A 22,599-nucleotide genomic window follows, 5' to 3' on the forward strand; every position below is an offset into this window, starting at 1 on the left:
TCTCGAAGGTAGAAAGCACGACCGGCCCCATCGCGAACAAGGCGGATCGCCACCCCGGTCGCTCCTACAGGAGCACGCGGTATCTTGTGGGAGCGAGCTTGCTCGCGAAGAGGCCGGTACAGTCGATGGCTTTTCTGCGTCAGGAATATAGCCTTCGCGAACAAGGCGGATCGCCACCCCGGTCGCTCCTACAGGAGCACGCGGTACGTTGTGGGAGCGAGCTTGCTCGCGAAGAGGCCGGTGCAGTCGATGGACTTCCTGCGTCAGGAATATAGCCTTCGCGAACAAGGCGGATCGCCACCCCGGTCGCTCCTACGGGAGTACGCGGTGCCCTGTAGGAGCGGACTTGTCCGCGAAGAGGGCGGTACATTCAATGCATTGGCTGCGTTTGGAATATAGCCTTCGCGAACAAGTTCGCTCCTACAGGAGCACGCGGTGCCTTGTGGGAGCGAGCTTGCTCACGAAGAGGCCGGTACAGTCGATGGATTTCTGCGTCAGGAATACCGCCTTCGCGAACAAGGCGGATCGCCGCCCCGGTCGCTCCTACGGGAGTACGCGGTGCCCTGTAGGAGCGGACTTGTCCGCGAAGAGGGCGGTACATTCAATGCATTGGCTGCGTTTGGAATATAGCCTTCGCGAACAAGTTCGCTCCTACAGGAGCACGCGGTGCCTTGTGGGAGCGAGCTTGCTCACGAAGAGGCCGGTACAGTCGATGGATTTCCTGCGTCAGGAATACCGCCTTCGCGAACAAGTTCGCTCCTACAGGAGCACGCGGTACCTTGTGGGAGCGAGCTTGCTCGCGAAGAGGCCGGTGCAGTCGATGGACTTTCTGCGTCAGGAATACCGCCTTCGCGAACAAGTTCGCTCCTACGGGAGCACGCAGTACCTTGTGGGAGCTTGCTCGCGAAGAGTCCGGTGCAGTCGATGGATTTTCTGCGTCAGGAATACCGCCTTCGCGAACAAGTTCGCTCCTACGGGAGTACGCGGTACCTTGTGGGAGCGGACTTGTCCGCGAAGAGGCCGGTGCAGTCGATGGACTTCCTGCGTCAGGAATACCGCCTTCGCGAACAAGGCGGATCGCCGCCCCGGTCGCTCCTACGGGAGTACGCGGTGCCCTGTAGGAGCGGACTTGTCCGCGAAGAGGGCGGTACATTCAATGCATTGGCTGCGTTTGGAATATAGCCTTCGCGAACAAGTTCGCTCCTACAGGAGCACGCGGTGCCTTGTGGGAGCGAGCTTGCTCACGAAGAGGCCGGTACAGTCGATGGATTTCCTGCGTCAGGAATACCGCCTTCGCGAACAAGTTCGCTCCTACAGGAGCACGCGGTGCCTTGTGGGAGCGGACTTGTCCGCGAAGAGGGCGGTACATTCAATGCATTGGCTGCGTTTGGAATATAGCCTTCGCGAACAAGTTCGCTCCTACAGGAGCACGCAGTACCTTGTGGGAGCGAGCTTGCTCGCGAAGAGGCCGGTGCAGTCGATGGATTTTCTGCGTCAGGAATACCGCCTTCGCGAACAAGGCGGATCGCCACCCCGGTCGCTCCTACAGGAGCACGCGGTATCTTGTGGGAGCGAGCTTGCTCGCGAAGAGGCCGGTGCAGTCGATGGATTTTCTGCGTCAGGAATATAGCCTTCGCGAACAAGTTCGCTCCTACAGGAGCACGCGGTACCTTGTAGGAGCGGACTTGTCCGCGAAGAGGGCGGTGCAGTCGATGGATTTCCTGCGTCAGGAATACCGCCTTCGCGAACAAGTTCGCTCCTACGGGAGTACGCGGTACCTTGTGGGAGCGAGCTTGCTCGCGAAGAGTCCGGTGCAGTCGATGGTTTTCCTGCGTCAGGAATATAGCCTTCGCGAACAAGGCGGATCGCCACCCCGGTCGCTCCTACAGGAGCACGCGGTATCTTGTGGGAGCGAGCTTGCTCGCGAAGAGTCCGGTGCAGTCGATGGATTTCCTGCGTCAGGAATACCGCCTTCGCGAACAAGGCGGATCGCCACCCCGGTCGCTCCTACGGGAGCACGCGGTACCTTGTGGGAGCGAGCTTGCTCGCGAAGAGGCCGGTGCAGTCGATGGACTTTCTGCGTCAGGAATACCGCCTTCGCGAACAAGTTCGCTCCTACAGGAGTACTCGGTACCTTGTGGGAGCGAGCTTGCTCGCGAAGGCGTCAGTCAGGTTTTTACTTTTCGGGCGGACCCTGAACAGCGCCAGCCGGATCCTCAAGTGCAGCAGGCTCTTCAGCAGGTGCCTCAGGCGCCAGGTCGAGCAGATCAGGCTCGTCGTCGACCGCCTCGACAGTCACCTCAGTTTCGCTAGTCAGCGGCCTCAGCAAACTCGGATCCGTCACACCCGTCAGCTTCTTGCGCAGGCGCTGCAAGTCTCCGACGCTGAGCTTCAACAGTTTGGCCGACTTGGTCTTTACCAGCGTGGTGACACTTTCTTCCTCGCCCAGGCGCGCCATCTGCCCCGCCAGGTTCATTGTCAGCACTTCGCGTGTGTAGATGCCGGTATTGTACTGATACACCGCAGCGATCAGCTCACGCAGTTCCAGCGGCAAACGCCAGCGGGTGCGCAGAGCAGAACCGAAGGCAGCGGAGTACTGCTCCAGAGACTGCCCGATCACCTGCTCATCCAGATGGCCGCCAGCCAGCAGCCACTCCTGCAGACAACCCAACACCGCCAGATCGCCCAGCGACTGCAACAGTCCGGCACAGAAACAGCGCTCCGCATCCAGCTCCAGCATGCCGCCCAGAATGCGTGCGTAATCAGCCGTGCGCTGCGACAGGGTCCACAGCTCATGGGCCTTGGCCAGCAACGCGTCGTCGGTCAGCACCGCCATACGCTTTTTGCCCAGACCGGACGCGATATTGGCGACCTGCACTGGCCCGAGAATGGCCAGCGCCCCGCCCATGGTCTGAATCGGCTTGCCCAGGTGCTGCGCCGCCGTGTTGGCGGCGGCGATCAGTACGGCAGTAATGTGCGGATCATTGCGCAGTTCCTGCTCCAGCAGGGCGGCGTCGATGCCACTGGCGGTCTGGCTGAGCGTCACCGCGGTGGCGACATCGACAAACAGCGGCGCTCCATCGGCGATGTCACGGCGTTTGTCGAGAAACTTGGTCAGGGTCAGACCCGGCGTCAGCGCGGGCACCGCACCTGCAACCGGGGCACTGCGTTCCAGCAACAGGCCTTCAAGACGCTGGCGCAGGCCTTCGGTGTTCAGTGGTTTGGTCAGGTAGGCAGTCGGCGCCAGCGGCACGACCTCGCGCACGCTGGCGCTGTCATTGCGATTGCTGATCAGAATGAACGGGATGGCGGGCTGACGACGCAGATTGCGCACGCCCCGCAGCAGGCTCAGGCCGTCGATACCCGGCAGCTCGCGGGCGGCGATGATCAGGTCCGGCAGGTGTTTTTTCATCCACTCGACGGCCTGTTTGCCATCGGTGCACATCTCCAGCTCGATATCCGCACGCACGCCCAGCACCAGGTCGCTAAGCGTCTCGCGAACCCACGGATCAGACTCGGCTATCAGTACGCGAGGAACGGCGGGCAAAACTACAGCGGTCATCATGACTCTCCGATGTCAATGCGACCACCTTAGCCAATGCAAACGTCCGGATATACCCAAAACAGCGAAATACCCTGCTCTAAAGCAAAAAAAACCCGTCGAAACGGGCTTTTTTTGTCTGTTTGGTCATAAATTAATCAATTCATGACTTCACACTTTTTACGCGATTTCAGCGAAGCATTCGTCAAGAATGGCCAGGCCGCGGTTCAGCAATTCGTCTTCGGCGGTCAACGGCACCAGCACGCGCAACACGTTGCCGTAAGTACCGCAGGACAGCAGAATCAGACCCTTGTCACGCGCCTTGGCAACCACCTGAGCCACAGCAGCGGCGTTAGGCTTGTGCGAGTCACCGCCTTCGAACAGCTCGACAGCGATCATCGCACCCAGCGCACGCACTTCACCGATAACCGGGTACTTGGTCTGCATCGCCTTGAGCGAGGTCACCAACTGCTCGCCAACCGCCTTGCAGCGCTCCAGCAGGTGCTCTTCTTCGAAGATGTCCAGCACCGCCAGTGCCGCAGCGCAGGCCACCGGGCTACCGGCATACGTGCCGCCCAGACCGCCGGGTGCGATGGCGTCCATGTATTCAGCCTTGCCGCACACGCCCGCCAGCGGGAAGCCGCCTGCGATGGATTTGGCGAAAGTAGTCAGGTCAGCCGCAACGCCCATCTGCTCCATCGCGAAGAACGTGCCGGTACGGCCAGCGCCGGTCTGCACTTCGTCAGCGATCAGCAGAATGCCGTGCTTGTCGCACAGCTCGCGCAGACGCAGCATGAAGGCCTTCGGCGCCACATAGAAACCACCCTCGCCCTGTACGGGTTCGATGATGATTGCAGCGATGTCCTTGGGCTCGGCGTCATTCTTGAAAATGCGCTCGATGCTGGCGATGGAATCATCCACGCTCACGCCATGCAGTTCGCACGGGTATAGCGCGCGGAAGATACCGCCTGGCATCAGGCCCATGCCCGCCGAGTACGGCACGACCTTGCCGGTCAGGCCCAGGGTCATCATGGTGCGGCCGTGGTAAGCGCCGGTGAAGGCGATAACGCCCGCGCGACCCGTCGCAGCACGGGCGATCTTCACGGCGTTTTCCACCGCTTCGGAACCGGTGGTCACCAGCAGGGTTTTCTTGTCGAAATCGCCTGGCACCTTGGCGTTGATTTTTTCGCACAGCTCGACGTAAGGCTCGTAGGCCAGTACCTGGAAGCAGGTGTGGCTCAGCTTGGTCAGCTGCTCTTGCACCGCGGCGATGATCTTCGGGTGCAGGTGACCGGTGTTGAGAACGGCAATACCGCCCGCGAAGTCGATGAACTCACGACCTTCCACGTCGGTAACGGTCGCGTTCTTCGCCGAAGCAGCGAAGATCGGGTGGATCTGACCAACGCCACGCGGGACGGCTGCATGGCGGCGTTGCATCAGGGATTCGTTAGTCTTGCTCATGTATTCCTCATTCGCCGCTCATCGGTCGGCGTGGGTCAAGGATCAAGCGGACCGGATCAACTGCGGCAGCATACGATGATCGACTGCTGCAGCCTCCAGGCCACCAGGAAACTGCGGTGCAACAAAAGCCGATGACACGTCGCTCTCGCGCGCCATCGGCTGCAATACCCAAGTGTCGGTCAGACTGACAGGCAGAGGTATTTGATTTCCAGATAATCTTCGATGCCGTACTTGGAGCCTTCACGGCCCAGGCCGGACGACTTGATACCGCCGAACGGTGCCAATTCGTTGGAGATCAGGCCGGTGTTGATACCCACCATGCCATATTCCAGCGCCTCGGCGACACGGAACACGCGGCTCATGTTCTGCGCGTAGAAGTACGACGCCAGACCGAACTCGGTGTCGTTGGCCATCGCGATCACTTCAGCCTCGTCCTTGAAGCGGAACAGCGGGGCCAGCGGGCCAAAGGTCTCTTCCCGGGCTACGGCGGCATCTTTCGATACGTTGACCAGAATGGTCGGCTCGAAGAACGAGCCTTCCAGGCTGTTGCCTCCGGTCAGTACGGTTGCACCCTTGCTGACGGCGTCGGCGATGTGTTCCTTGACCTTGGCCACCGCCTTGTCGTCGATCAACGGGCCGGTGGTGACGCCTTCTTCCAGGCCGTTACCGATCTTCAGCTTGCCGACCGCCGCCTTGAGCTTCTCGGCGAACGCGTCATACACCGCGTCTTGCACGTAGATGCGGTTGGCGCACACGCAGGTCTGGCCGTTGTTGCGGTACTTGGAGATCATCGCGCCTTCGACCGCCTTGTCGAGGTCGGCATCGTCGAACACGATGAAAGGCGCGTTACCGCCCAGCTCCAGGGACACCTTCTTGATGTCCTTGGCGCACTCGGCCATCAACTGGCGACCAATGTCGGTCGAGCCGGTGAAGGACAGTTTGCGCACGATCGGGTTACCGGTCAGCTCGGCACCGATATCGCCTGCGCTGCCGGTCACCACGCTGAACACGCCCGCCGGGATACCCGCACGCTCGGCCAGTTCAGCCAGTGCCAATGCCGAGAACGGCGTTTGCGAAGCCGGCTTGAGCACCATGGTGCAGCCCGCCGCCAGTGCAGGGCCGGCCTTGCGGGTGATCATCGCCGCCGGGAAGTTCCACGGGGTGATCGCCGCCGTCACACCAATCGGCTGCTTGAGCACGATCAGGCGCTTATCCGGCTGGTGACCAGGAATCACATCGCCATACACGCGTTTGGCTTCTTCGGCGAACCACTCGATGAACGACGCGGTGTAGGTGATCTCGCCCTTGGCTTCGGCCAGCGGCTTGCCCTGCTCCAGTGTCATCAGCAGACCCAGGTCGTCCTGGTTCTCGATCATCAGCTCGAACCAGCGGCGCAGCTTATTGCCACGCTCTTTGGCGGTCAGCGCACGCCAGGCCGGCAGCGCCTTGTCAGCCGCCTCAATCGCCCGACGCGTCTCGGCTGCGCCCATTTTTGGCACAGTGCCGAGGATCTCGTTGTTGGCAGGGTTGTTGACCTTGATCGACTGACCACCGTCCGCGTCCAGCCACTGGCCGTTGATGTAGGCTTGCTGGCGGAACAGTGTGGAATCTTTGAGCTGCATGTCGGCCTCCTAAACAGCATCGCCCGACAGGCGACGCGAACAATTGATATCGATGCACCCCATTTGGAAGCCATCGTCAGGAAAACATTCCATCGGGTTCCAGCGCTGCGCAACGCATGAAGGCAGGAAGACCGAACAAGAGCGTTTGAAATCTCAAACGAATCCTAGGCATTGCGGGGGGAAAGGACAATAGCCCGTTCGAAAAAAAGAACGGGCGCAGGGAGGTGTGTGGTTTTCCGAGCAGCGTCGAGCGCAGGTGCAGAGGCATCTTCCCACTGCGGTGGAGTCAGGCGGCCCTGCCCTTCAAGGTAAACAGGCTTAGCCCCAGACCAATGAACGACGCGCCAAACACCCGATTGACGTTCTGGCGCCTGCGCGCCGAATTGAGGTGGCGCTTGAGCGTCTGTGCCAGCAGCACATAAAAGACGTGAGCAACCACAGAGCAGCCGGCGAAGGTCACGATCAACACGCCCGTCTGCTCCACCTGAAAGGTGCCTGGCTGAATGAACTGCGGCAGAAACGCGATGAAAAACAGAATCGCCTTGGGGTTGGTCAGCGCCACCGAGATGCCTTTAATAAACAGGCTGCCTGTGGACACCGCTTTGGGCACGTTGGCCAGTGCATCGAATGCACTGCGCGCGCTACGCCACTGCTTGATCCCCAGATAAACCAGATACCCCGCGCCTGCGATTTTCAGCACCAGAAAGGCACTGGCGGACGCTACCAGGACCGCGCCCAGCCCGGCCGTTACCGCCGTGGCAACCACGATCAACCCCAAGGCGTTGCCGAGCGAACCGACCATCGCCCGCGCCGGGCCGTGGGTGATTGAATTCGACAGCGCCATGATCACCGCCGGGCCCGGCGTGAGCGTAACGAACAAGGCGATCATCGCGAAGCTGAGCCACTGTTGTAGCGATTCCATTTTTCATTCTCCCTGTGGCGCAGACATTAACCCACGCCTGTAGCGCTATCGATAATCCGGAAGCGTGAACGACTGCACCGCCGGGGTCAGCGCCCTGGCAGCACGCTTGCTGATAAAAGGCGTTGCCACCAGCCGCTGCACGGCGCGCAGGATCTTCACCCCGGTCTGAGTGCGAGGATGGACTAGACGCGGGACAAGTTTCGGCACGCTCTGCGACTTTTTCACCACAGGGCGCAGGACATATTCGTACGAGGCAAGCGCCTCGGCAATCGTATCGGTCTTGGTGAGTTCGCCCGCCAGTACATACGCGCCAATAAGCGATAACGAAGCGCCGACCCCACCCAGCGGCGTGACACACCACGCCGCATCGCCCAGCAGCACCACCGGGCCATTCGACCAGCGATCGATCTTCACCTGACGCAAGTCATCGAACCAGAAATCCTCCGCAGCCTCCATCCCTTCCAGCAGGCGAGGCACCTCCCAGCCCGCGCCTGCAAAGGACGCGCGAAGAAACGCCTTCTGCTCGGCAACACTGTTACCGACCGTCAGGTGGCTTCGGCCCTGCACATTAAAGAACGCACGCGTCGTACCGCGATTGTCCGGACGAACACCCGCACTGCGACCGCCCACCGCGTTATACCAACGCGCGGTCTGGCTATCGGTCGGCGCACGAGGCACGGTAAAGAACGCGCTGGCCAGGTCCATCCGGCGCGGCTGATTCTCGCCGGGGAACACCAGCTCCCGCGTGCGCGAGCCGACGCCTTCGGCAATGATCAACAGATCAAAACGCTCCTCGCCACCGCCCTCGAACGTAACCGACACGCCCTCCGCATCGTGCTCGACCGAGACGATGCGGTCACCAAAGCGATAGAACGCATCAGCAGACGACGCCTCATACAGCAGACGCGCAAGATCACCGCGCAACACCTCAAGCTCAGCCGTCGGGCCGTCTCCGTCCAGACCGGCCAGATCGATGCGCGCCGCCGTGCGGTTATCCTCATCCACCCACGCAAGCCCCGTCTCGCCGGTGTTGAGACCCTTCACCGCCTGCTCAAGCCCCATCAGACGCAAGACCTCCCGAGCCGCGCCCCGCACATCCACATTCTGCCCGCCATCGCGAAAGGCAGGCGCCTGCTCGACAACCGTGACATCGCAATCGCGCCGCGTCAGCCACCAGGCCGCGGCACAACCCGCGATACTGGCCCCGGTAATAAGAACGCGGCACGGGCTGCGCTCGATGCTTTTGAACTGATTGATAAGAGGCCCTCGGTGAGAACGAACTGACGGAGTGGTATGGGGAGCATCATGCACCAGCTGGCGGTTGTGCCGGTAGCGTAGGTCTGTTCCTTTATGGGTGGCAGTGGGTGTGGGGTGATGGAAGGCTGTCGCCGGGTGATTTGTGTCGCACACCGCCCGCAACTGGACGCCCCGTACCCATGTGAGTATCATGGCGCCCGCGTCGCACCAGTAGCTCAGCTGGATAGAGTACTGCCCTCCGAAGGCAGGGGTCGTGGGTTCGAATCCCGCCTGGTGCACCATATTGAAATCTAGATGTGCCTTGGATAGTGGACAGTCTACGAAGAACTCCGAAAGCCCGCCTTGTGCGGGCTTTGTTGTTTCTGGCTTTTAGTGCTGGATGAGGTCGTTATGTGCGTTCCGCACGTCATCGGCGAGAAGATGTTGGCCCAGCAAATGGCCCAAGCGAACAAGGAATTGAAAGCGGGCATCGAGGTATGCATGCTCGCCCTACCCCAACCGATGCCAGCAAAGGCTTCGGTATGTTCGACGCCCTGAACGGTTCCCAAGATGCTGCAGCACTGGCACACCGCTCACCGCCTTTCTCACAGCGCTGCGTGAGCCCGACAAACGCCATGCTTGGTCCGCCATTCTGCGCCGCACGCTGGATTTATCGCCCAATCATTACCCGCGTCGGCCAGCGGACAAGCTCACCGCGCTGCCGCTTGCTTTGGCCTCGCCGCCGCAGCGGGTGAGCTGGCCACCGCGATGGGGATAACAGGCTGGCCCGATGGCACCGCCACCACCGCTGCTCGGGTGTGCCTCAACGCATGGATGAACGAGCGTGGCGGCGTCGGTAACTTCGAGGGTGACGCAATCGTGTCGCGACTGCGCCAGGTCATTGAGCGCTTCGGCGAGAGCCGATTTACCCGCTGGGAATCGGCAGCGGCAAAGATCGACGAACACGGTCCGCGCACCATCGACCGGCTGGGCTTTCGCAAGACGATGGAACACGGTCTAGGCGACTCCCTGCACACCACCAACACCTACTACGTGCTGCCCGAGTCATGGCGCTCGGAGATCTTCCGGGGCATGAACATCAACGCGGTGAACAAGGAGCTGCTGCAGCACGGGGTCATCGAGCCGGGGAACGACGGAAAGGCATCGAGCTTGGTCCGCCTGCCCGGCCTGGGCACGCAACGCTGCTACATCGTGAAGACGATTCCGGGATTGGTTGAAAGCGAGGCTCGGGCCGCCTGAGTGCGTGCCTACTTATCGAGGTAGCGCCGGCTGATTCCCGGCCTCGCCAGCCACACAACCAACTCCCAATCGAATTGAACAGAGACCAGACCCATGAACGAGATCCAAGAACTGAAAGACCGCCGCGATCAACTGCTGAAAGAGGCTGATCAGCTGCATACCCAGCTGCTGCCGTTTGAAGCCGCGCTGGAAAATGAGCAGTCCATTGGGCCTGCCCAGGAACGCGAACTGCGCGATAAGTACAACGAGCTGAAAACGCGTTTCGATGCGCGCAAGCATGAAGCTGACCTGTTGGATCGGAAGATCAATCGCCGCGAGACCCTCATCAACAGCCAGTCCCTGATGGCGGGTTACATCGATGCCATGAACACCTGGAAAGCCGATGAGCAGGAGCTGAATGAAAAATGTCAGAGCCTCAGCATCCGTCTGGAACAGATCCAACAACAGGCGGTAGAGGACATGGCCAAAGCCCGGCAGGCGGAAACGGACGCTGCTACTGCGTACGCACAGGCTGTCGCATGGGGCGACACCGAAGCCGAAAAGACCGCCAACGCCGATGCGCAAAAAGCAGCAAAAAACCTGGCAACCGCTGCCGAACATGATCGTCGGCAAGGCCTGATCATATCCGCGCTCAAGCAGGAGCTGGCGACCGTAGATCAATACATCGTCGAAGCACAGGAAAAGCACAAGGGCATCGAACGCGACGCCCTGTGGCTCTCTCAGACGGTGCTTGAAGAGAAATGGAACGAGGCCTCTAGGGCATTGTTTGAAGTGGGGGGAAGGCTCTGGGCGAATTACAACCTGCTCGGACTTGATCAGGTGAGCCTGTTGAAACTGGCGGTTCCGCAGGAAGGCGAAACCGTCGGGAACTGGACGTGGCATGAATTATCCGACCGAGCGCGCAACTACGGCGCGCAGGACCTGCTTCAACTCGACGACACCCCAGCACGTCAACAGGCTGAACAGACGAGCCACCTGGCCTAACGACAGAGTAATGACAATGACCAAGCGACCTCAGAACGCCGCGAGTTGGTCTGACACGATCAAAGCCCGGAAAGCTCATTTGGAGACCCTGTTGAAAACAATCAACGCGGCCCCGGCCAGAACTATTCAGATCCAGGCGCTGACCATCAAGGCAATCAAATCGGAACTGGCGCACATTGAAAGCCAGCTGACACGCCGGAAATAGGCTGAACTTGCGAACGACGCATTCAACCTGAATAACTACACGCAATCAAAAAAAGGGAAAAATAATGTCCAAACTTGCAGAGTACCGCCAGTTGGAAAAACACCTCGCCGAGCAGCTCCAGGCGCTGGAAACCATGAAGGGCGATGAGGGGTTCAAGAAAGAAATCGAGTTTGAAACGAAGCTGCGCAAGCTGCTTGAACAGTACGGCTTCAGCCTGCAGCACATCATCAAACTGCTGGACCCACCGACTCCGGTACGCCGCTCGGGCTCCGAAAAACCGACAGGCACACGCAAACCACGCGACCTGAAAGTTTACAAAAACCCGAATACAGGTGAGGTGATCGAGACCAAAGGCGGGAATCATAAGGCTTTGAAAGCGTGGAAAGCAGAACACGGCGCAGACGTTGTCGAAGGTTGGCTGAAGACGTAAAACTAGCTTCACCTGAAAAAGGGCCCAGTAGGGCCCTTTTTACTGCGGGCCTAAAGCCCACCAACTCACCAGAAAGCCTCAAGTCGCAGTTACAAACGACCTGCACAGTCGTTAATTTTTATAGCAAAACTGGAAGGCCGCTTTCGGCCAAAAGCGGACGTTCATCACCAGTCCCGCTATGCCATCACTGTGCTTTCGGGTAAAAATGCAATACTGCCAGGAGGGCACCATGACCATAGACACAGGCTTTCATCTAAAAAATTATAAAAGTTTCGGCCCAACCGGCGCTAGGCTCGCAAACATAAAACCAATCAACGTTATCGTTGGCCGAAACAACATTGGAAAATCTGCATTGCTGCACTCCTTGGATTTCTTGTGCAGCGATCGCATCAATCACACCAACATTGCTTCATCAATAGAAATTACTCAGTCGTTAGATGACAAGTCACTAATGCAGGTTTTTCCACCAAACACTAGCAGAGGTGAACTGGGTGGCAACCACTGGGATGATCATGGAGTAAAATTTATTGGTGCTTCCTTCACATGGAAAGAAATATACGAAAATTTAATTGAATTCATTGGAACCGACGCAAGTGCTTCGCAAATTGAAAAAGAATATATTTCCCGGATACATCCGACCTCTGCGCTACGCTCCTTTATACATGTAAAGCTCGACGCAGACAGAGATGTAACCCCTGAAAGCATAGACGAGAGCATGTTACTATCCAGTGGGGGTATAGGTGCAACACGGATAATTCACAAATACCTACAGCACGTGGGGTTTGATAGATCTGTAATTCAGACAACTTTGCTCGCAGCTCTTAATCAAATCTTCTCTCCCGATATTGAATTCAATGAAATAGCTACTCGCTTCCATTCGGAGTCAAATCAGTGGGAGATATTTTTAGGTGAGGCGAGCAAAGGACCTATCGCTTTATCAGCATCAGGAAGCGGCCTAAAAACGGTAATACTTACTTTACTCAATCTATTGGTACGTCCAGATTTTGAACAAAAGCCAGTCAATAGTTATATATTCTCGCTAGAAGAACTTGAAAATAACTTACATCCCGCACTACAGAGAAATTTATTCGCTTATTTGGAATCGTTCGCACTTACAAACAAGTGCCATATTTTTATTACAACACATTCCAATGTGGCTATCGACATTTTTGGACATTCTGAGCATTCGCAGATTCTACATATTATGCGGGGCGAAGACGGAATTACAGGTAACACTTATACCGGAGACGCCGTAGGTCACGGAGTCTTGGATGATCTCGGGGTGCGAGCAAGCGATCTATTACAAGCAAATGGATTAATTTGGGTGGAGGGTCCCTCTGATCGTGTATTTCTAAAAAAATGGATTGATTTATGGAGTAACGATGAGCTTAGCGAAGGGCGGCACTATCAGTTTGTATTTTATGGAGGCAGCGTACTTGCGAACATAGATGCACGCTTGCCAGGTAATGACACTAGAGAAGCGATTACTGCATTTAAAATCAACCGAAACTTTGCTTTTGTTTGTGATAGTGATCGTAGAAATTCAAGCGGGTCTTTAAAGCCTCGTGTTGCCCAGCTTATTAAAGAGGTGGCCGAAACGAGCGCAATGGTGTGGGTTACTCGATGCAAGGAAATTGAAAACTATATACCTAAGGAGGCCTTCGAGTCCGCCCATGGTAAAACCAAGCTTGCACAAATTGGTGAATATGAAGCGATCCTTGACTATCTTCAAAAAAACAAAATATCGAGCGCGAAAGAATACACCAACAAGCATAGCAAGGCCTTTGCCTATGCAGCGCACCTGACCAAAGACAACCTGTCGTTTCGCCCGGAGCTGGAAGAGCAAGTCACTGCACTTGTAAAAAAAATACGTACATGGAATAGCTGACGGAGCATGGTCAATGAATAGTTTCCCAAACTGATAACGAGGGTTTAAACGATGTCGTCTCCCGCCGAAATGGAAGCTGCCGAGATCAAGATACTTCTATCTGGAGTAGCGAGGTATGGCAGCGTTTCTATCAATGCTCAGCACTAAGCGCTATCTACTCTGATGTCGACAGGCAGCTTTTGGCCGAAAGCTGCCGTGCGTGACTTTTACCGACCAGTAGCAGGCGCTTGCTTATTCGCCCATAAAGTTAATTGACATATAGTGAGGCTCAATTTCGTTTTCGGCACACCACAAATCAAAACGCTCAATCTCCGATCCGACGTACCCTGTCTCATCGTCATTGGTGATCACGTACGTTTGTGGATGTATTGGCCTGATGTATCCATCATCACGCATAAACTGTCGAGTAATTACTAAAGCCTCAGCCACTTGTTCAATGGTCACTCCATGATTTCGGTTTAGATATTCACTCATGCCGTCATCCAAGGGAAGATATCCTCCTTGCATCGCCATTATATTTATTGCAGATATTTCAGCCTTACCTATCTTCGAAGGCGACCAAAAATTATTATCGCCTCGCACCATATGTTTCTCCTTGAATTCTTCTGTTCTATAAGCCCAACCTGCTGCGTCACCGATTTCCTTTGCCTCTGCAATTAATAGAGGCTGAACACTATCCATATGCAGTCCATCATCCCAAGGCATTTTGGCGTTAAAGTACTCGCCAATTTTTGACCAGATCAATTCTAAAATCAATTTTGCCGAGTTGTGTCTGGTAGAAAATACCGAGACCCATTCATTTTTATTCTGTATGACTAAAAAAGGATTGCCGCAACCTTTTACGAGACAAAAATTATTCGATGTGACAAGTGTGGGGATGCTTGGTATACCCCAGCCGCCTCCGCTTTTCCAAGCTTCTTCAAGAATATCTGAAAATGCAGTTCGAAGACCGTTCTCGGTTTTATATCCTTCGTAACCATGAATTATCGAAATAGGCGACAATGACTCTTGAACAAGTGCATAAAACAATATGCCATCGGCTTTTGATAAGTGGTGCATATCAAGATATTCATCAGGCCCCACTTTGCCAGTCAATTGAGAGAAACGTCGACGCGCATTGGTAATATCTGGCTTGTATCCTTCGTTAATCAATCGATCCTCGAAGTTATCGGCAAATTTTCTTCTGATTTTGGCCAAATGCTGCATAGCGTCAACGTAATCAGCCTTCCGCAGATTTTTCTTGACTTCAAAGATACAAAGAACACTATTTATGTCATATTTTTGCTGCTGCGTAAGTCCATATCTTTCCCCCTCACCATGAACCAACATACAATCGATTTGCTCAGCCAGCATTTCACCTCCAATTGAGATAAAACCTGATACAACACGCAAATCTAAGTGCTTGGGAATGGCGAAATCTTGATATAAACCTTGCTTCGTGATCTCTTCATAGGCAGTACCGAGAGTTGGCATGTGAGGCATATCAAATCCATCGAGCTTTCTTTTCTCGACTTCAATGAATTCTTCAAGAAGCTCCGATGCTTTGCGAATCATATAACCTCCATTGGCAACCCTTTATTCTATAGGCCGTGAAACAGTTTTATCATCGTCGTTCACACATATCGCTCGTGACCAATTAAAGCCCGATATGACCGGCATTGAGCGGCCAAGCAGGGTACCAAAGAATTCCCCCTCCGCTTGGTAGTATCAGATCACCTCCGCTCTCGCAGTTTATCTGTGCAAGGAATTGCATATTATTATTTTTTTATAGCGAACGCATCACTTCTCGCACTAGCTTTTCAAACTCCTCCACTGAGGAGGCCTTGGCATTCAGGGGCCGAATACGAATGAGCTTAGTGTTTGCTGCGCGGAAGATGTAGTCTTTTAGTTGATCATTGGCCTGGGCCTGAGCCCCATCATGGAAAATACTATCAAGCTCTATGAAGTATTTCGGTTCATATCCACTGCCAACATCAAACACCACGCTATCGATAATAGCTTGGAAAAAGTATGCCCTAGCCTTTTCGGACAGTTGACTTTTTATGGACTGATAATCCAATACACAGCTTAATGCAACATTAGGATATGGATGATAGGTAGGAAAAACCCGACGCACTGCCTCATAGAAGTTTTCTTCCTGCTTAGACTTAAATAGACGAATAGTTTTGGACTTGCCGGCCACCACTTCTGTTGAGCGGATTGTCAGGTTCTCACGCAGGCTGGCGGCAACCGTTTCTGGCTTTGTCTGCAAAAAAGACTGAATGATCTGCTTGGCTAAGGGACGGTGTTGATGCGTCTGAGCATAGTTGAGTAGCGCAGAGTGCTTAGTTTCCTGCATTAGCTTCAAACGCTCATCCACAAAACGATCCACAAAGGTCTGGCTGAAGCCGTGCTGACCTAGTTCGATAATCAAGTTAGTGAACTCAAATTGTTTTGCGCGCGCAGCAGGTGGTAAAGGCTCTGCAAAGGTGAAAAACTCAGCCTCAAAGAACGTAGTAACCTGAGATAAAAAAGGGTCCTGCGTCCTCGCCTTCTTGTTCTTGTAGAGGATTTTACCTATCGCTTCCCAGTCTTTTTGGGCCAGCAATTTGTACAGTTGTTCTCTATCATCCATGTGCGCGCTCCAGACTCAATCCTAATCGTGTGCCTAAGATAGGCCCGTAGTGGGCCGGTTACAAACGCCCCATCGAGTAGAGTTGTGGCAAGTCTCTTGCGCGACGAATGGGTTTAGCACTGACTTTCCTCGTTCAGACAGCCGCTTCTGGCCGAAAGCCCCCTTTTGCGAATGGCAGCTTTTGGCCGTTTGCTGTCCTTCGCACCAACCCAATAGGCCCTAGGAAAGGACCACCTTTTCGGGTACTACTAAGTGATAGAGATCCGTTCGATATCAGAAATCAAACTCGAGAGCAACCTTGTTACGTGGTGTGTTCATAGGTGCCACGATCTGCGGTATGCTTGAAGCCTTTATTACGTGGCGCAACCGCTACTGCCACCAACTATGCCACCAACTATGCCATCAATTGAGGCCCCCGAGAATTTCTCACACTGCTGATGAAATTGAGGCTGCAAGGTTGACGATCTCAAAGGTCGAATTGTCGCGAATCACGGTGGTCACCGCTCCCTTCTTCTTTCCCCGGATCAATGCATGTGAAGGGTTCGGAGTGAATGCATTCCCTGGCTGAGCGGGAAGAGGGTCATGTAAAATATCTTGCTTCCAATCAGGAACTATCTGTGCCGTTCTCTTGGGGTTTGTTGGATTTCGAATACCATCACATATGGATATCGATACAATCATGTTTCGACCGTTGGTGACATGCGGCGATAATTCTGGATTAGGCTGAATTTTCTGCCAGTCGCAGGACATGTTAATATCGTTGAAAATTGAGATAGGCAGTTCAGTTTGTCCAATTGGAAAAACCTTTGGGTCCGCGTATCGGTATAAGACCTCGCCGTCTAATATATTACTCATGCCAGAATCTTCCCATAAACTTCTGCAAAGTTTTCTTCAAATACTCCCAAGGCTACTTCAACTTCCTCGAAGTTGCCGTCATTCTCGAATTCAATATCAACAACTTCTGAGTTGTGCAAGTTTATATATGTTGATTTATAAGATTTAAATTCAAGGCTGATGCCTCCACTAGGAATAGGACCCATGATTAATTTCGGATAGATGGGCTTAGCGTGATTGCTGAACAGCCTTCTTTCCAGACCTGCTAAAAATCCTACTGCGACTTCGCTAGTCCGCTCTGTCGGAGCTGCAGCCTCTCCCGAGATCCATGCATTCCCAATTAGTGGCAATTTTTTCAGATACTCTAGGCGAGAATCGATAAGGCTATGGAACTGTAGCTTCCCTTCGGCTACAGCCTTATATTCTTCAAACGAAGTGAAGTTTTCAAAGTATGTCTTTAAATTTTCCTTAGGCAAACAAATGTTTTGGTTCGGTATATATTTTTCAGACCATGGCGTGTCTGCGTGAGAGTACTCAATAAGCTTTCTGGGACCCACGGTGCAAAATGAAATCGTCAAGCCTAATATAAAGGCCGTCATTTTTTCGCTGATGGGCTTGAGCGTTTCCTTGTTGGGCCTATCAATGTCGTGATAGCCAAAGTGTTTGTATTTATGGAATATACTGTAGTTGACTGGTCCATACTTCCACGCTTGAAAATCTTCTTGAAATAAGGCCTCTCCCGACTGCGCTAGGTAAAAGCCCTGAGCGAGGTAGAGTAATTTTTGCAGTTCACGGTTCGTCAAACCGTAAGGGGAAGGGGTATTAGCCAGGATGTGGTCGGCGATTTCAAAAATGGTGGGCATATTATCCTGTTGGCGCGCATTTCGGTCCATGGTTGGTCATAGCATCCTGTGTAAGCCTTGGCTACCTGTCAAGTACAGTATTTCGACTCAATTGAAAATCTCGAGCTCTACACTTCCTCTGTTCCCATAACGGGACATTCGTTAAATGCCTCCCCACAGAAAAGCCCGCCTTGGCGGGCTTTTCTGCGCCTGCTGGACGCCAGAGGGTGGGGGGCTGGCATGCCACGGATAAGGCCGGTGGTGTGGTCATGCGCGCGCCTGCTCAACCTATGGAGGTGTGGCATGAGGGCGAATATGTGTTTTGACGCCCACTAATAAGCACCGACTGGCTGCATTCGACCCTAAGCTGACTGTGGCGACAGGTGGAAGTCGGCCCCGAACAGACATTCAAGAGGGGACATCATTGGGATAGCTACGAAGCACCTCATAGGTCAATCCAGCCTCAAAATATGATGCTCTCCATTCGAGCGATCCTGCATGTGACTCGCACAGCAAGCGAGCGATACATCCTGCTTCACCCATTGAAATCTCTTCCACTTCCGCGATATCTCCAGGAGCCGCCTCCCGGGAGTTCAACCAATCAGAGAGCACTACCTTTGCTTGGTCAACATCGATCAGCTTTATGATGTCGCCTTTGGAAAGTGTCATGACGTCTCGCCTAAAATTGTGCCGGTATCTGGTTTGTAAACGCGCTTGGATATTTGCGAAAGGGCTGCTTTTGGCCGCTAGCAGCCATCGTACACGGTTGCCCGTAGGGCACAGAGGCAACGGCAACGTTACACAGTTCCGTATTGTTACATCACATACACAGAAACTCCCGATGAAGTGTTACAGATATTTTATCCTTATTTTTCATATAGTTAATAATGATCGCTACACCTGAAACACCAGTTACACCGCATTTGAAGGGTCTGGCCCCCGTCCCCCTATGAAGTGAGCCCCATCAGCGAATGGAATCCGGCATAAGCCGGGGGACCCTGAGGACTTCCGCTGCATACGGGGCAGGGAACCCGCGCATCTTGAGTAGCTAACGTTTCGTCAGCTTAGTGAACAGGTGAACCTGGTGAACGACGGTTCACCCCTGGCTTTTCCCATCGTCCGGTAGGTTGGCGGGGACCCTGGGTGTTTCGGAAGGATACGGGACGAAGAACCCGCGCGTTCGTGTTAGCGGCTGGATTTTTAAAGTTGGTTGACAGGTTGACGGAGTTGACCCGGTTGACAAGCGCCATGCGTGCGTTATCAGCAACACAGAAGGGCATCTTTACCAGCACGGTAACGATGACCTTTTTTCTTCAAGATCTTTCAATTTCAACGTTGAAATTTCAGTAAGCTGGGAAGCCTGTCGCTACCACGATGTCGCAGGTTTCATGCCCCGTGTCCCTCGAATGCCGCCAGGGTCCCCGGCGTTAATCCTCTGGGAATGGCGAGGTTGACTAGCTGACTTCAAGTGACTCGAAAGCTCCTCCTGTAGCCTCTCCGGAGGAAATACAAACTTTGAACGGGTACCAAGAGTCCTCCAAGTACCATCCCTCCCCCGTAATGAACCCATCCGCGAGCGAAACTTGGATATACCTAATTCCATCTAAAGACAAACGCTCAGTGCATCAGACCTCAGCCTCTCCTTTGAAAAGCCTAAGCCACAGCCCATTTGAAACGAGGGTGCTACCCAGCTCTGGGATGCTGATCAAATTCTCAATATCGCCACCGAAGTGCTTTACGAGCAGTCCGTTACGAACGTCTACGATGTAACCCTGACCACCGGCAACTACGATCACATGAAAAGTTGATTCCACTTCCAACACGCAGTTGAAGCGGCAAAACCCGGGTTGGAAGTTTCCCACCCAAGAAGGCATCCCTTCCGGCAAGAACCTGATAACGATCCCCTCACTATGCTGCCCTTGGCCGGTTGCACTGAACTGGAGAGGAAGAGGGCCATCACCCGGCAGCCCAGGAAGAAGCTGATGATGCGGAGTATCGGTCATAAATTTACCCGGCTGCGGAGTTTATTTCAGTCGAATCATGACACTACCTGCCCCTCCGTTACAGAGGCGTGACCTTCCAAAGGTGCGGGGCCGCTTCGTTTACCAGCAACATATAGCGACGGAATATCTTGCCGTAGATGTCCTCCAGGTATCGCCGCAGGTAGCACTGGATACCCTGGATGGAATGCAGGATTCATCACCCTTGCTCTCGCCTCACTGGCGGCAGAAGGTAGCGCCGTGTATGCCCACGTGTATGCCTAACCGAAGCACCACCAAAAAACCCAATAAATACGGGGCTCTTACTGCCCAGTTCAAACGACGCCTGGTTTTGCACTCTGGATATGTCTTGAGTTATGGACAGTCTATGAAATACCCGAAGCCCGCCTTATGCGCGCTTTGTTGTTTCTGACTTTTGGTGCCGGATGAGGTCGTCATGTGCGTTCCGCACGTCATCGGCGAGAAGATGTTGGTCCAGCAAATGGCCCAAGCGAACAAGGAACTGAAAGCGGGCATCGAGGTACGCATGCTCGCCCCCCCCAACCGATGTCAGCAAAAGCCTCGGTATGTTTGACGCCCTGAAAGGTTTCGAAGATGCAGCAGCACTGGCACACCGCTCACCGCTTTTCTCACAGCCCCAGGAAAAAGATGTATTTATTTTCATACACAATTCGAAACACCTCATCCCTATAAATCCGAACCTCTCAGACAATACAACCGGACATATTGTCGCACCCAAAAAAATGGCTTGCGGTTGTGATGAATCGTTTCATCTGGCATAAAAGGTCGGCTTCGGGCTCGAAAATCTAGAAAAACATAGATTAATGGGTCGACGATAGCTGCTCCAATGTCTGACCCCGCGCGTCAAATAATCAAGCCAGTTTTGCTCGCTGCCCGAAGCGGATGCCTGTGCTATCCAATCTGTCTTTCAACCTCATCGAGGCCATTCCTACGGCGCGCCCAAACGTCGTGCAACAAAAAGGACCGGAAAATTGAGCGATCAATCCACTCCGAACACTCCACTCGTTAGATTCTGCGACAAAGTTGGTATTCCCTATCCCATGTTCTGGGGTTTTGTCGGCCTGTTGATCTTCATGATCGGCGATGGCGTAGAACTCGGATACCTCTCGCCCTTCCTCAGTGAACGCGGCATGCCCGGCGATGAAGTCGCCATGATCTTCACCATCTATGGCGTCACGGTCGGTATTTCATCGTGGCTCGCCGGCGCGCTCTCCAATATCTGGGGCCCGAAACGGGTGATGTTCCTGGGATTGATTATCTGGAGCGTGTTCGAAGTGCTCTTCCTGGTCTACGGGCTGCAGGAATTGAGCTATTCCATGATTCTGCTGACCTATGGTTTGCGCGGTTTCGGTTATCCGCTCTTCGCCTACGGTTTCCTGGTCTGGATCGCGGCTTCCACGCCGTCCCGCAAGATGGGCATGGCCGTAGGCTGGTTCTGGGTGGCTTACGCCGCGGGCCTGCCAATGCTGGGCTCTCTGGTGGCGAGCATCGCTATTCCGCTGATTGGCGCATTGCTGACCTTCTGGCTGTCCTTCGCGCTTGTGGTCATCGGTGGTGTGATTGGTCTGGTCGGGATGCGCGAAGCTCATGGCATGCGCCGACTGGCACCGGAAGGCGAGCGTCCGCTGGTGTCGATGGCCAAGAACATCACCATCATGTGGACCCGTCCCAAAGTGTCATTGGCCGGTATCGTCCGCGTCATCAACACCTCGTCGATGTTTGGCTTTCTGGTGGTCATGCCAGGGTTCTTCATGCAAACCGTTGGCTTCACCCTGGAAGAATGGCTGCGCCTGCTGACCATCGTGTTTGTGTTCAACATCATCGGCAATCTGGGCTCCAGCGTCATCAGCACCAAGATCGGTTATCGCAACACGATCCTGTGGTTTGGCGCAGTGGGCAGCACGATCAGCACGCCGCTGTTCTTCTTCATGCCACAGGCGTTTCCGAACGACTTCCTGATCGCCTCGATCTTCGGCGCCTTCTACGGCCTGACCCTGGCGTGCTTCGTGCCGCTGTCGGCGCTTGCACCTGCTTTGGCACCGAACAACAAAGCGGCTGCCTTGTCGGTGTTGAGTCTGGGTGCAGGCGCGTCGACGTGGGTTGGCCCGGCTGTTGTTGCGATCTTCAATGAAAGTTACGGCATTGAAGGCGTGGTCTGGGCGTTCTCCGGGTTGTACGCACTGAGTGCTGTGCTGACCGTATTCCTGAAAGATCCGGAGCCGGTGCATGACCCGATTCTGATCAAGATCAAGCGTCGGATCAAAGTGTTCGCGCCGCGTCTGGATTATCGTTGGGCTCACGCTGAGGACCCGAAGCAAAGCCAAAGCTGATTTAGAGCCCCAGGCTTTGCAGGAAAGAGCCGCCGCAGACTGCACACGCACTCTGCGGCGGCTTGGTTTTATTTGTGTGATTCACGCCAGGGCACTCTGTTGAAATCTAGATGTGTTTTGGACAGTGGACTGAAATGCCCGAAGCCCGCCTTGTGCGGTTTTTTTGTTTTTAATGCGCTGGAAAAACGGGGCTGAACATGCAACGGACGCGATCTATTTCAGTGACACGCGCACCCATTTGCAAGGGAAACACCGCACCCGACTCCGCAGAATGCCGTCAGCGTGAAAGCATCTTGTCGAGGAACTCCAGGCGCTGCTACCTGAACGCATTGGAGTCGAGATCTAGGACTCATCGGCTATAAAACCGTTGTCGCATACAATGCCATCGTATGCGCTGAGGATCAGGTGT

General features: G+C 54.6%; 17 protein-coding genes, 1 tRNA gene and 3 pseudogenes. 8 read left to right on the forward strand and 13 right to left on the reverse strand.

What is annotated here, in order from left to right:
• Window positions 1-569 precede the first annotated feature (569 nt).
• From V476_RS29145 to V476_RS11120, 6 genes and pseudogenes are all read right to left on the reverse strand, one after another.
• A pseudogene (locus tag V476_RS29145) lies at window positions 570-1,424 on the reverse strand (urea ABC transporter substrate-binding protein); the annotation flags it as partial.
• Between the two features lie 752 nt (window positions 1,425-2,176).
• The gene (locus tag V476_RS11100; RefSeq protein ID WP_024958950.1) at window positions 2,177-3,562 is read right to left on the reverse strand and encodes a response regulator; all 1,386 of its coding nucleotides are present in this window, start codon (window positions 3,560-3,562) and stop codon (window positions 2,177-2,179) included.
• A gap of 159 nt (window positions 3,563-3,721) precedes the next feature.
• Window positions 3,722-5,002 carry a 4-aminobutyrate--2-oxoglutarate transaminase gene (gabT, locus tag V476_RS11105; RefSeq protein ID WP_017278939.1) on the reverse strand — a complete coding sequence of 427 codons (1,281 nt, stop codon included), beginning with the start codon at window positions 5,000-5,002 and terminating at the stop codon, window positions 3,722-3,724.
• Window positions 5,003-5,181: 179 nt separating this feature from the next.
• The gene (gene gabD / locus V476_RS11110) at window positions 5,182-6,624 is read right to left on the reverse strand and encodes an NADP-dependent succinate-semialdehyde dehydrogenase (RefSeq protein ID WP_024958949.1); all 1,443 of its coding nucleotides are present in this window, start codon (window positions 6,622-6,624) and stop codon (window positions 5,182-5,184) included.
• Between the two features lie 286 nt (window positions 6,625-6,910).
• Window positions 6,911-7,546 (reverse strand): LysE family translocator, encoded by a 636-nt coding sequence (locus tag V476_RS11115; protein ID WP_004408840.1) that lies wholly within the window; start codon window positions 7,544-7,546, stop codon window positions 6,911-6,913.
• 45 nt (window positions 7,547-7,591) lie between these two features.
• Window positions 7,592-8,860: an FAD-dependent monooxygenase gene (locus tag V476_RS11120; RefSeq protein ID WP_024958948.1), complete on the reverse strand. Its 1,269-nt coding sequence runs from the start codon at window positions 8,858-8,860 to the stop codon at window positions 7,592-7,594.
• A 147-nt stretch (window positions 8,861-9,007) separates the two neighbouring features.
• On the opposite strand from V476_RS11120, the gene V476_RS11125 reads away from it, so the two are divergent.
• The 6 genes and pseudogenes from V476_RS11125 to V476_RS11155 all read left to right on the forward strand — a co-directional run bounded on the left by V476_RS11125 (window position 9,008) and on the right by V476_RS11155 (window position 13,549).
• Window positions 9,008-9,084: transfer RNA gene (locus tag V476_RS11125), tRNA-Arg, on the forward strand.
• Between the two features lie 85 nt (window positions 9,085-9,169).
• Window positions 9,170-10,042: pseudogene (locus tag V476_RS11135) on the forward strand (DUF927 domain-containing protein); the annotation flags it as partial.
• 93 nt (window positions 10,043-10,135) lie between these two features.
• Complete coding sequence (locus V476_RS11140) at window positions 10,136-11,026, forward strand: coiled-coil domain-containing protein (RefSeq protein WP_024958946.1); 891 nt, start codon at window positions 10,136-10,138, stop codon at window positions 11,024-11,026.
• Window positions 11,027-11,036: 10 nt separating this feature from the next.
• A complete protein-coding gene (locus tag V476_RS11145; RefSeq protein ID WP_231500906.1) occupies window positions 11,037-11,231 on the forward strand; it encodes a hypothetical protein in 195 nt (64 codons plus the stop codon).
• A gap of 64 nt (window positions 11,232-11,295) precedes the next feature.
• Complete coding sequence (locus V476_RS11150; protein ID WP_024958944.1) at window positions 11,296-11,661, forward strand: histone-like nucleoid-structuring protein, MvaT/MvaU family; 366 nt, start codon at window positions 11,296-11,298, stop codon at window positions 11,659-11,661.
• Window positions 11,662-11,890: 229 nt separating this feature from the next.
• Window positions 11,891-13,549 carry an ATP-dependent nuclease gene (locus tag V476_RS11155; protein ID WP_024958943.1) on the forward strand — a complete coding sequence of 553 codons (1,659 nt, stop codon included), beginning with the start codon at window positions 11,891-11,893 and terminating at the stop codon, window positions 13,547-13,549.
• A 231-nt stretch (window positions 13,550-13,780) separates the two neighbouring features.
• Here the strand turns inward: V476_RS11155 and V476_RS11160 are convergent, their stop codons facing one another.
• From V476_RS11160 to V476_RS28155, 7 genes and pseudogenes are all read right to left on the reverse strand, one after another.
• Window positions 13,781-15,103 (reverse strand): DUF6602 domain-containing protein, encoded by a 1,323-nt coding sequence (locus V476_RS11160; RefSeq protein ID WP_024958942.1) that lies wholly within the window; start codon window positions 15,101-15,103, stop codon window positions 13,781-13,783.
• A 211-nt stretch (window positions 15,104-15,314) separates the two neighbouring features.
• The gene (locus tag V476_RS11165; RefSeq protein WP_024958941.1) at window positions 15,315-16,163 is read right to left on the reverse strand and encodes a DUF2726 domain-containing protein; all 849 of its coding nucleotides are present in this window, start codon (window positions 16,161-16,163) and stop codon (window positions 15,315-15,317) included.
• A gap of 426 nt (window positions 16,164-16,589) precedes the next feature.
• Complete coding sequence (locus tag V476_RS28150) at window positions 16,590-17,018, reverse strand: hypothetical protein (RefSeq protein ID WP_146050755.1); 429 nt, start codon at window positions 17,016-17,018, stop codon at window positions 16,590-16,592.
• Window positions 17,015-17,890 (reverse strand): Panacea domain-containing protein, encoded by an 876-nt coding sequence (locus V476_RS11170; RefSeq protein WP_050428262.1) that lies wholly within the window; start codon window positions 17,888-17,890, stop codon window positions 17,015-17,017. Before V476_RS11170 ends, V476_RS28150 begins: the two co-directional genes overlap by 4 nt.
• 357 nt (window positions 17,891-18,247) lie before the next feature.
• Window positions 18,248-18,508: a hypothetical protein gene (locus V476_RS11175; RefSeq protein ID WP_024649507.1), complete on the reverse strand. Its 261-nt coding sequence runs from the start codon at window positions 18,506-18,508 to the stop codon at window positions 18,248-18,250.
• A gap of 956 nt (window positions 18,509-19,464) precedes the next feature.
• A complete protein-coding gene (locus tag V476_RS11180; protein ID WP_020304879.1) occupies window positions 19,465-19,842 on the reverse strand; it encodes a hypothetical protein in 378 nt (125 codons plus the stop codon).
• 79 nt (window positions 19,843-19,921) lie between these two features.
• A pseudogene (locus V476_RS28155) lies at window positions 19,922-20,011 on the reverse strand (TetR family transcriptional regulator); the annotation flags it as partial.
• Window positions 20,012-20,405: 394 nt separating this feature from the next.
• Between V476_RS28155 and V476_RS29320 the strand changes: the two are divergent.
• Together V476_RS29320 and V476_RS11190 are read left to right on the forward strand one after the other, a co-directional pair.
• Window positions 20,406-20,621, forward strand: coding sequence for a hypothetical protein (locus V476_RS29320; RefSeq protein ID WP_162531838.1), 216 nt, complete (start codon window positions 20,406-20,408; stop codon window positions 20,619-20,621).
• Window positions 20,622-20,831: 210 nt separating this feature from the next.
• Window positions 20,832-22,190 carry an MFS transporter gene (locus tag V476_RS11190; protein WP_024649504.1) on the forward strand — a complete coding sequence of 453 codons (1,359 nt, stop codon included), beginning with the start codon at window positions 20,832-20,834 and terminating at the stop codon, window positions 22,188-22,190.
• Window positions 22,191-22,599 lie beyond the last annotated feature (409 nt).

The sequence above is a fragment of the Pseudomonas syringae KCTC 12500 genome, assembly GCF_000507185.2.
Lineage (GTDB): Bacteria > Pseudomonadota > Gammaproteobacteria > Pseudomonadales > Pseudomonadaceae > Aquipseudomonas > Aquipseudomonas syringae.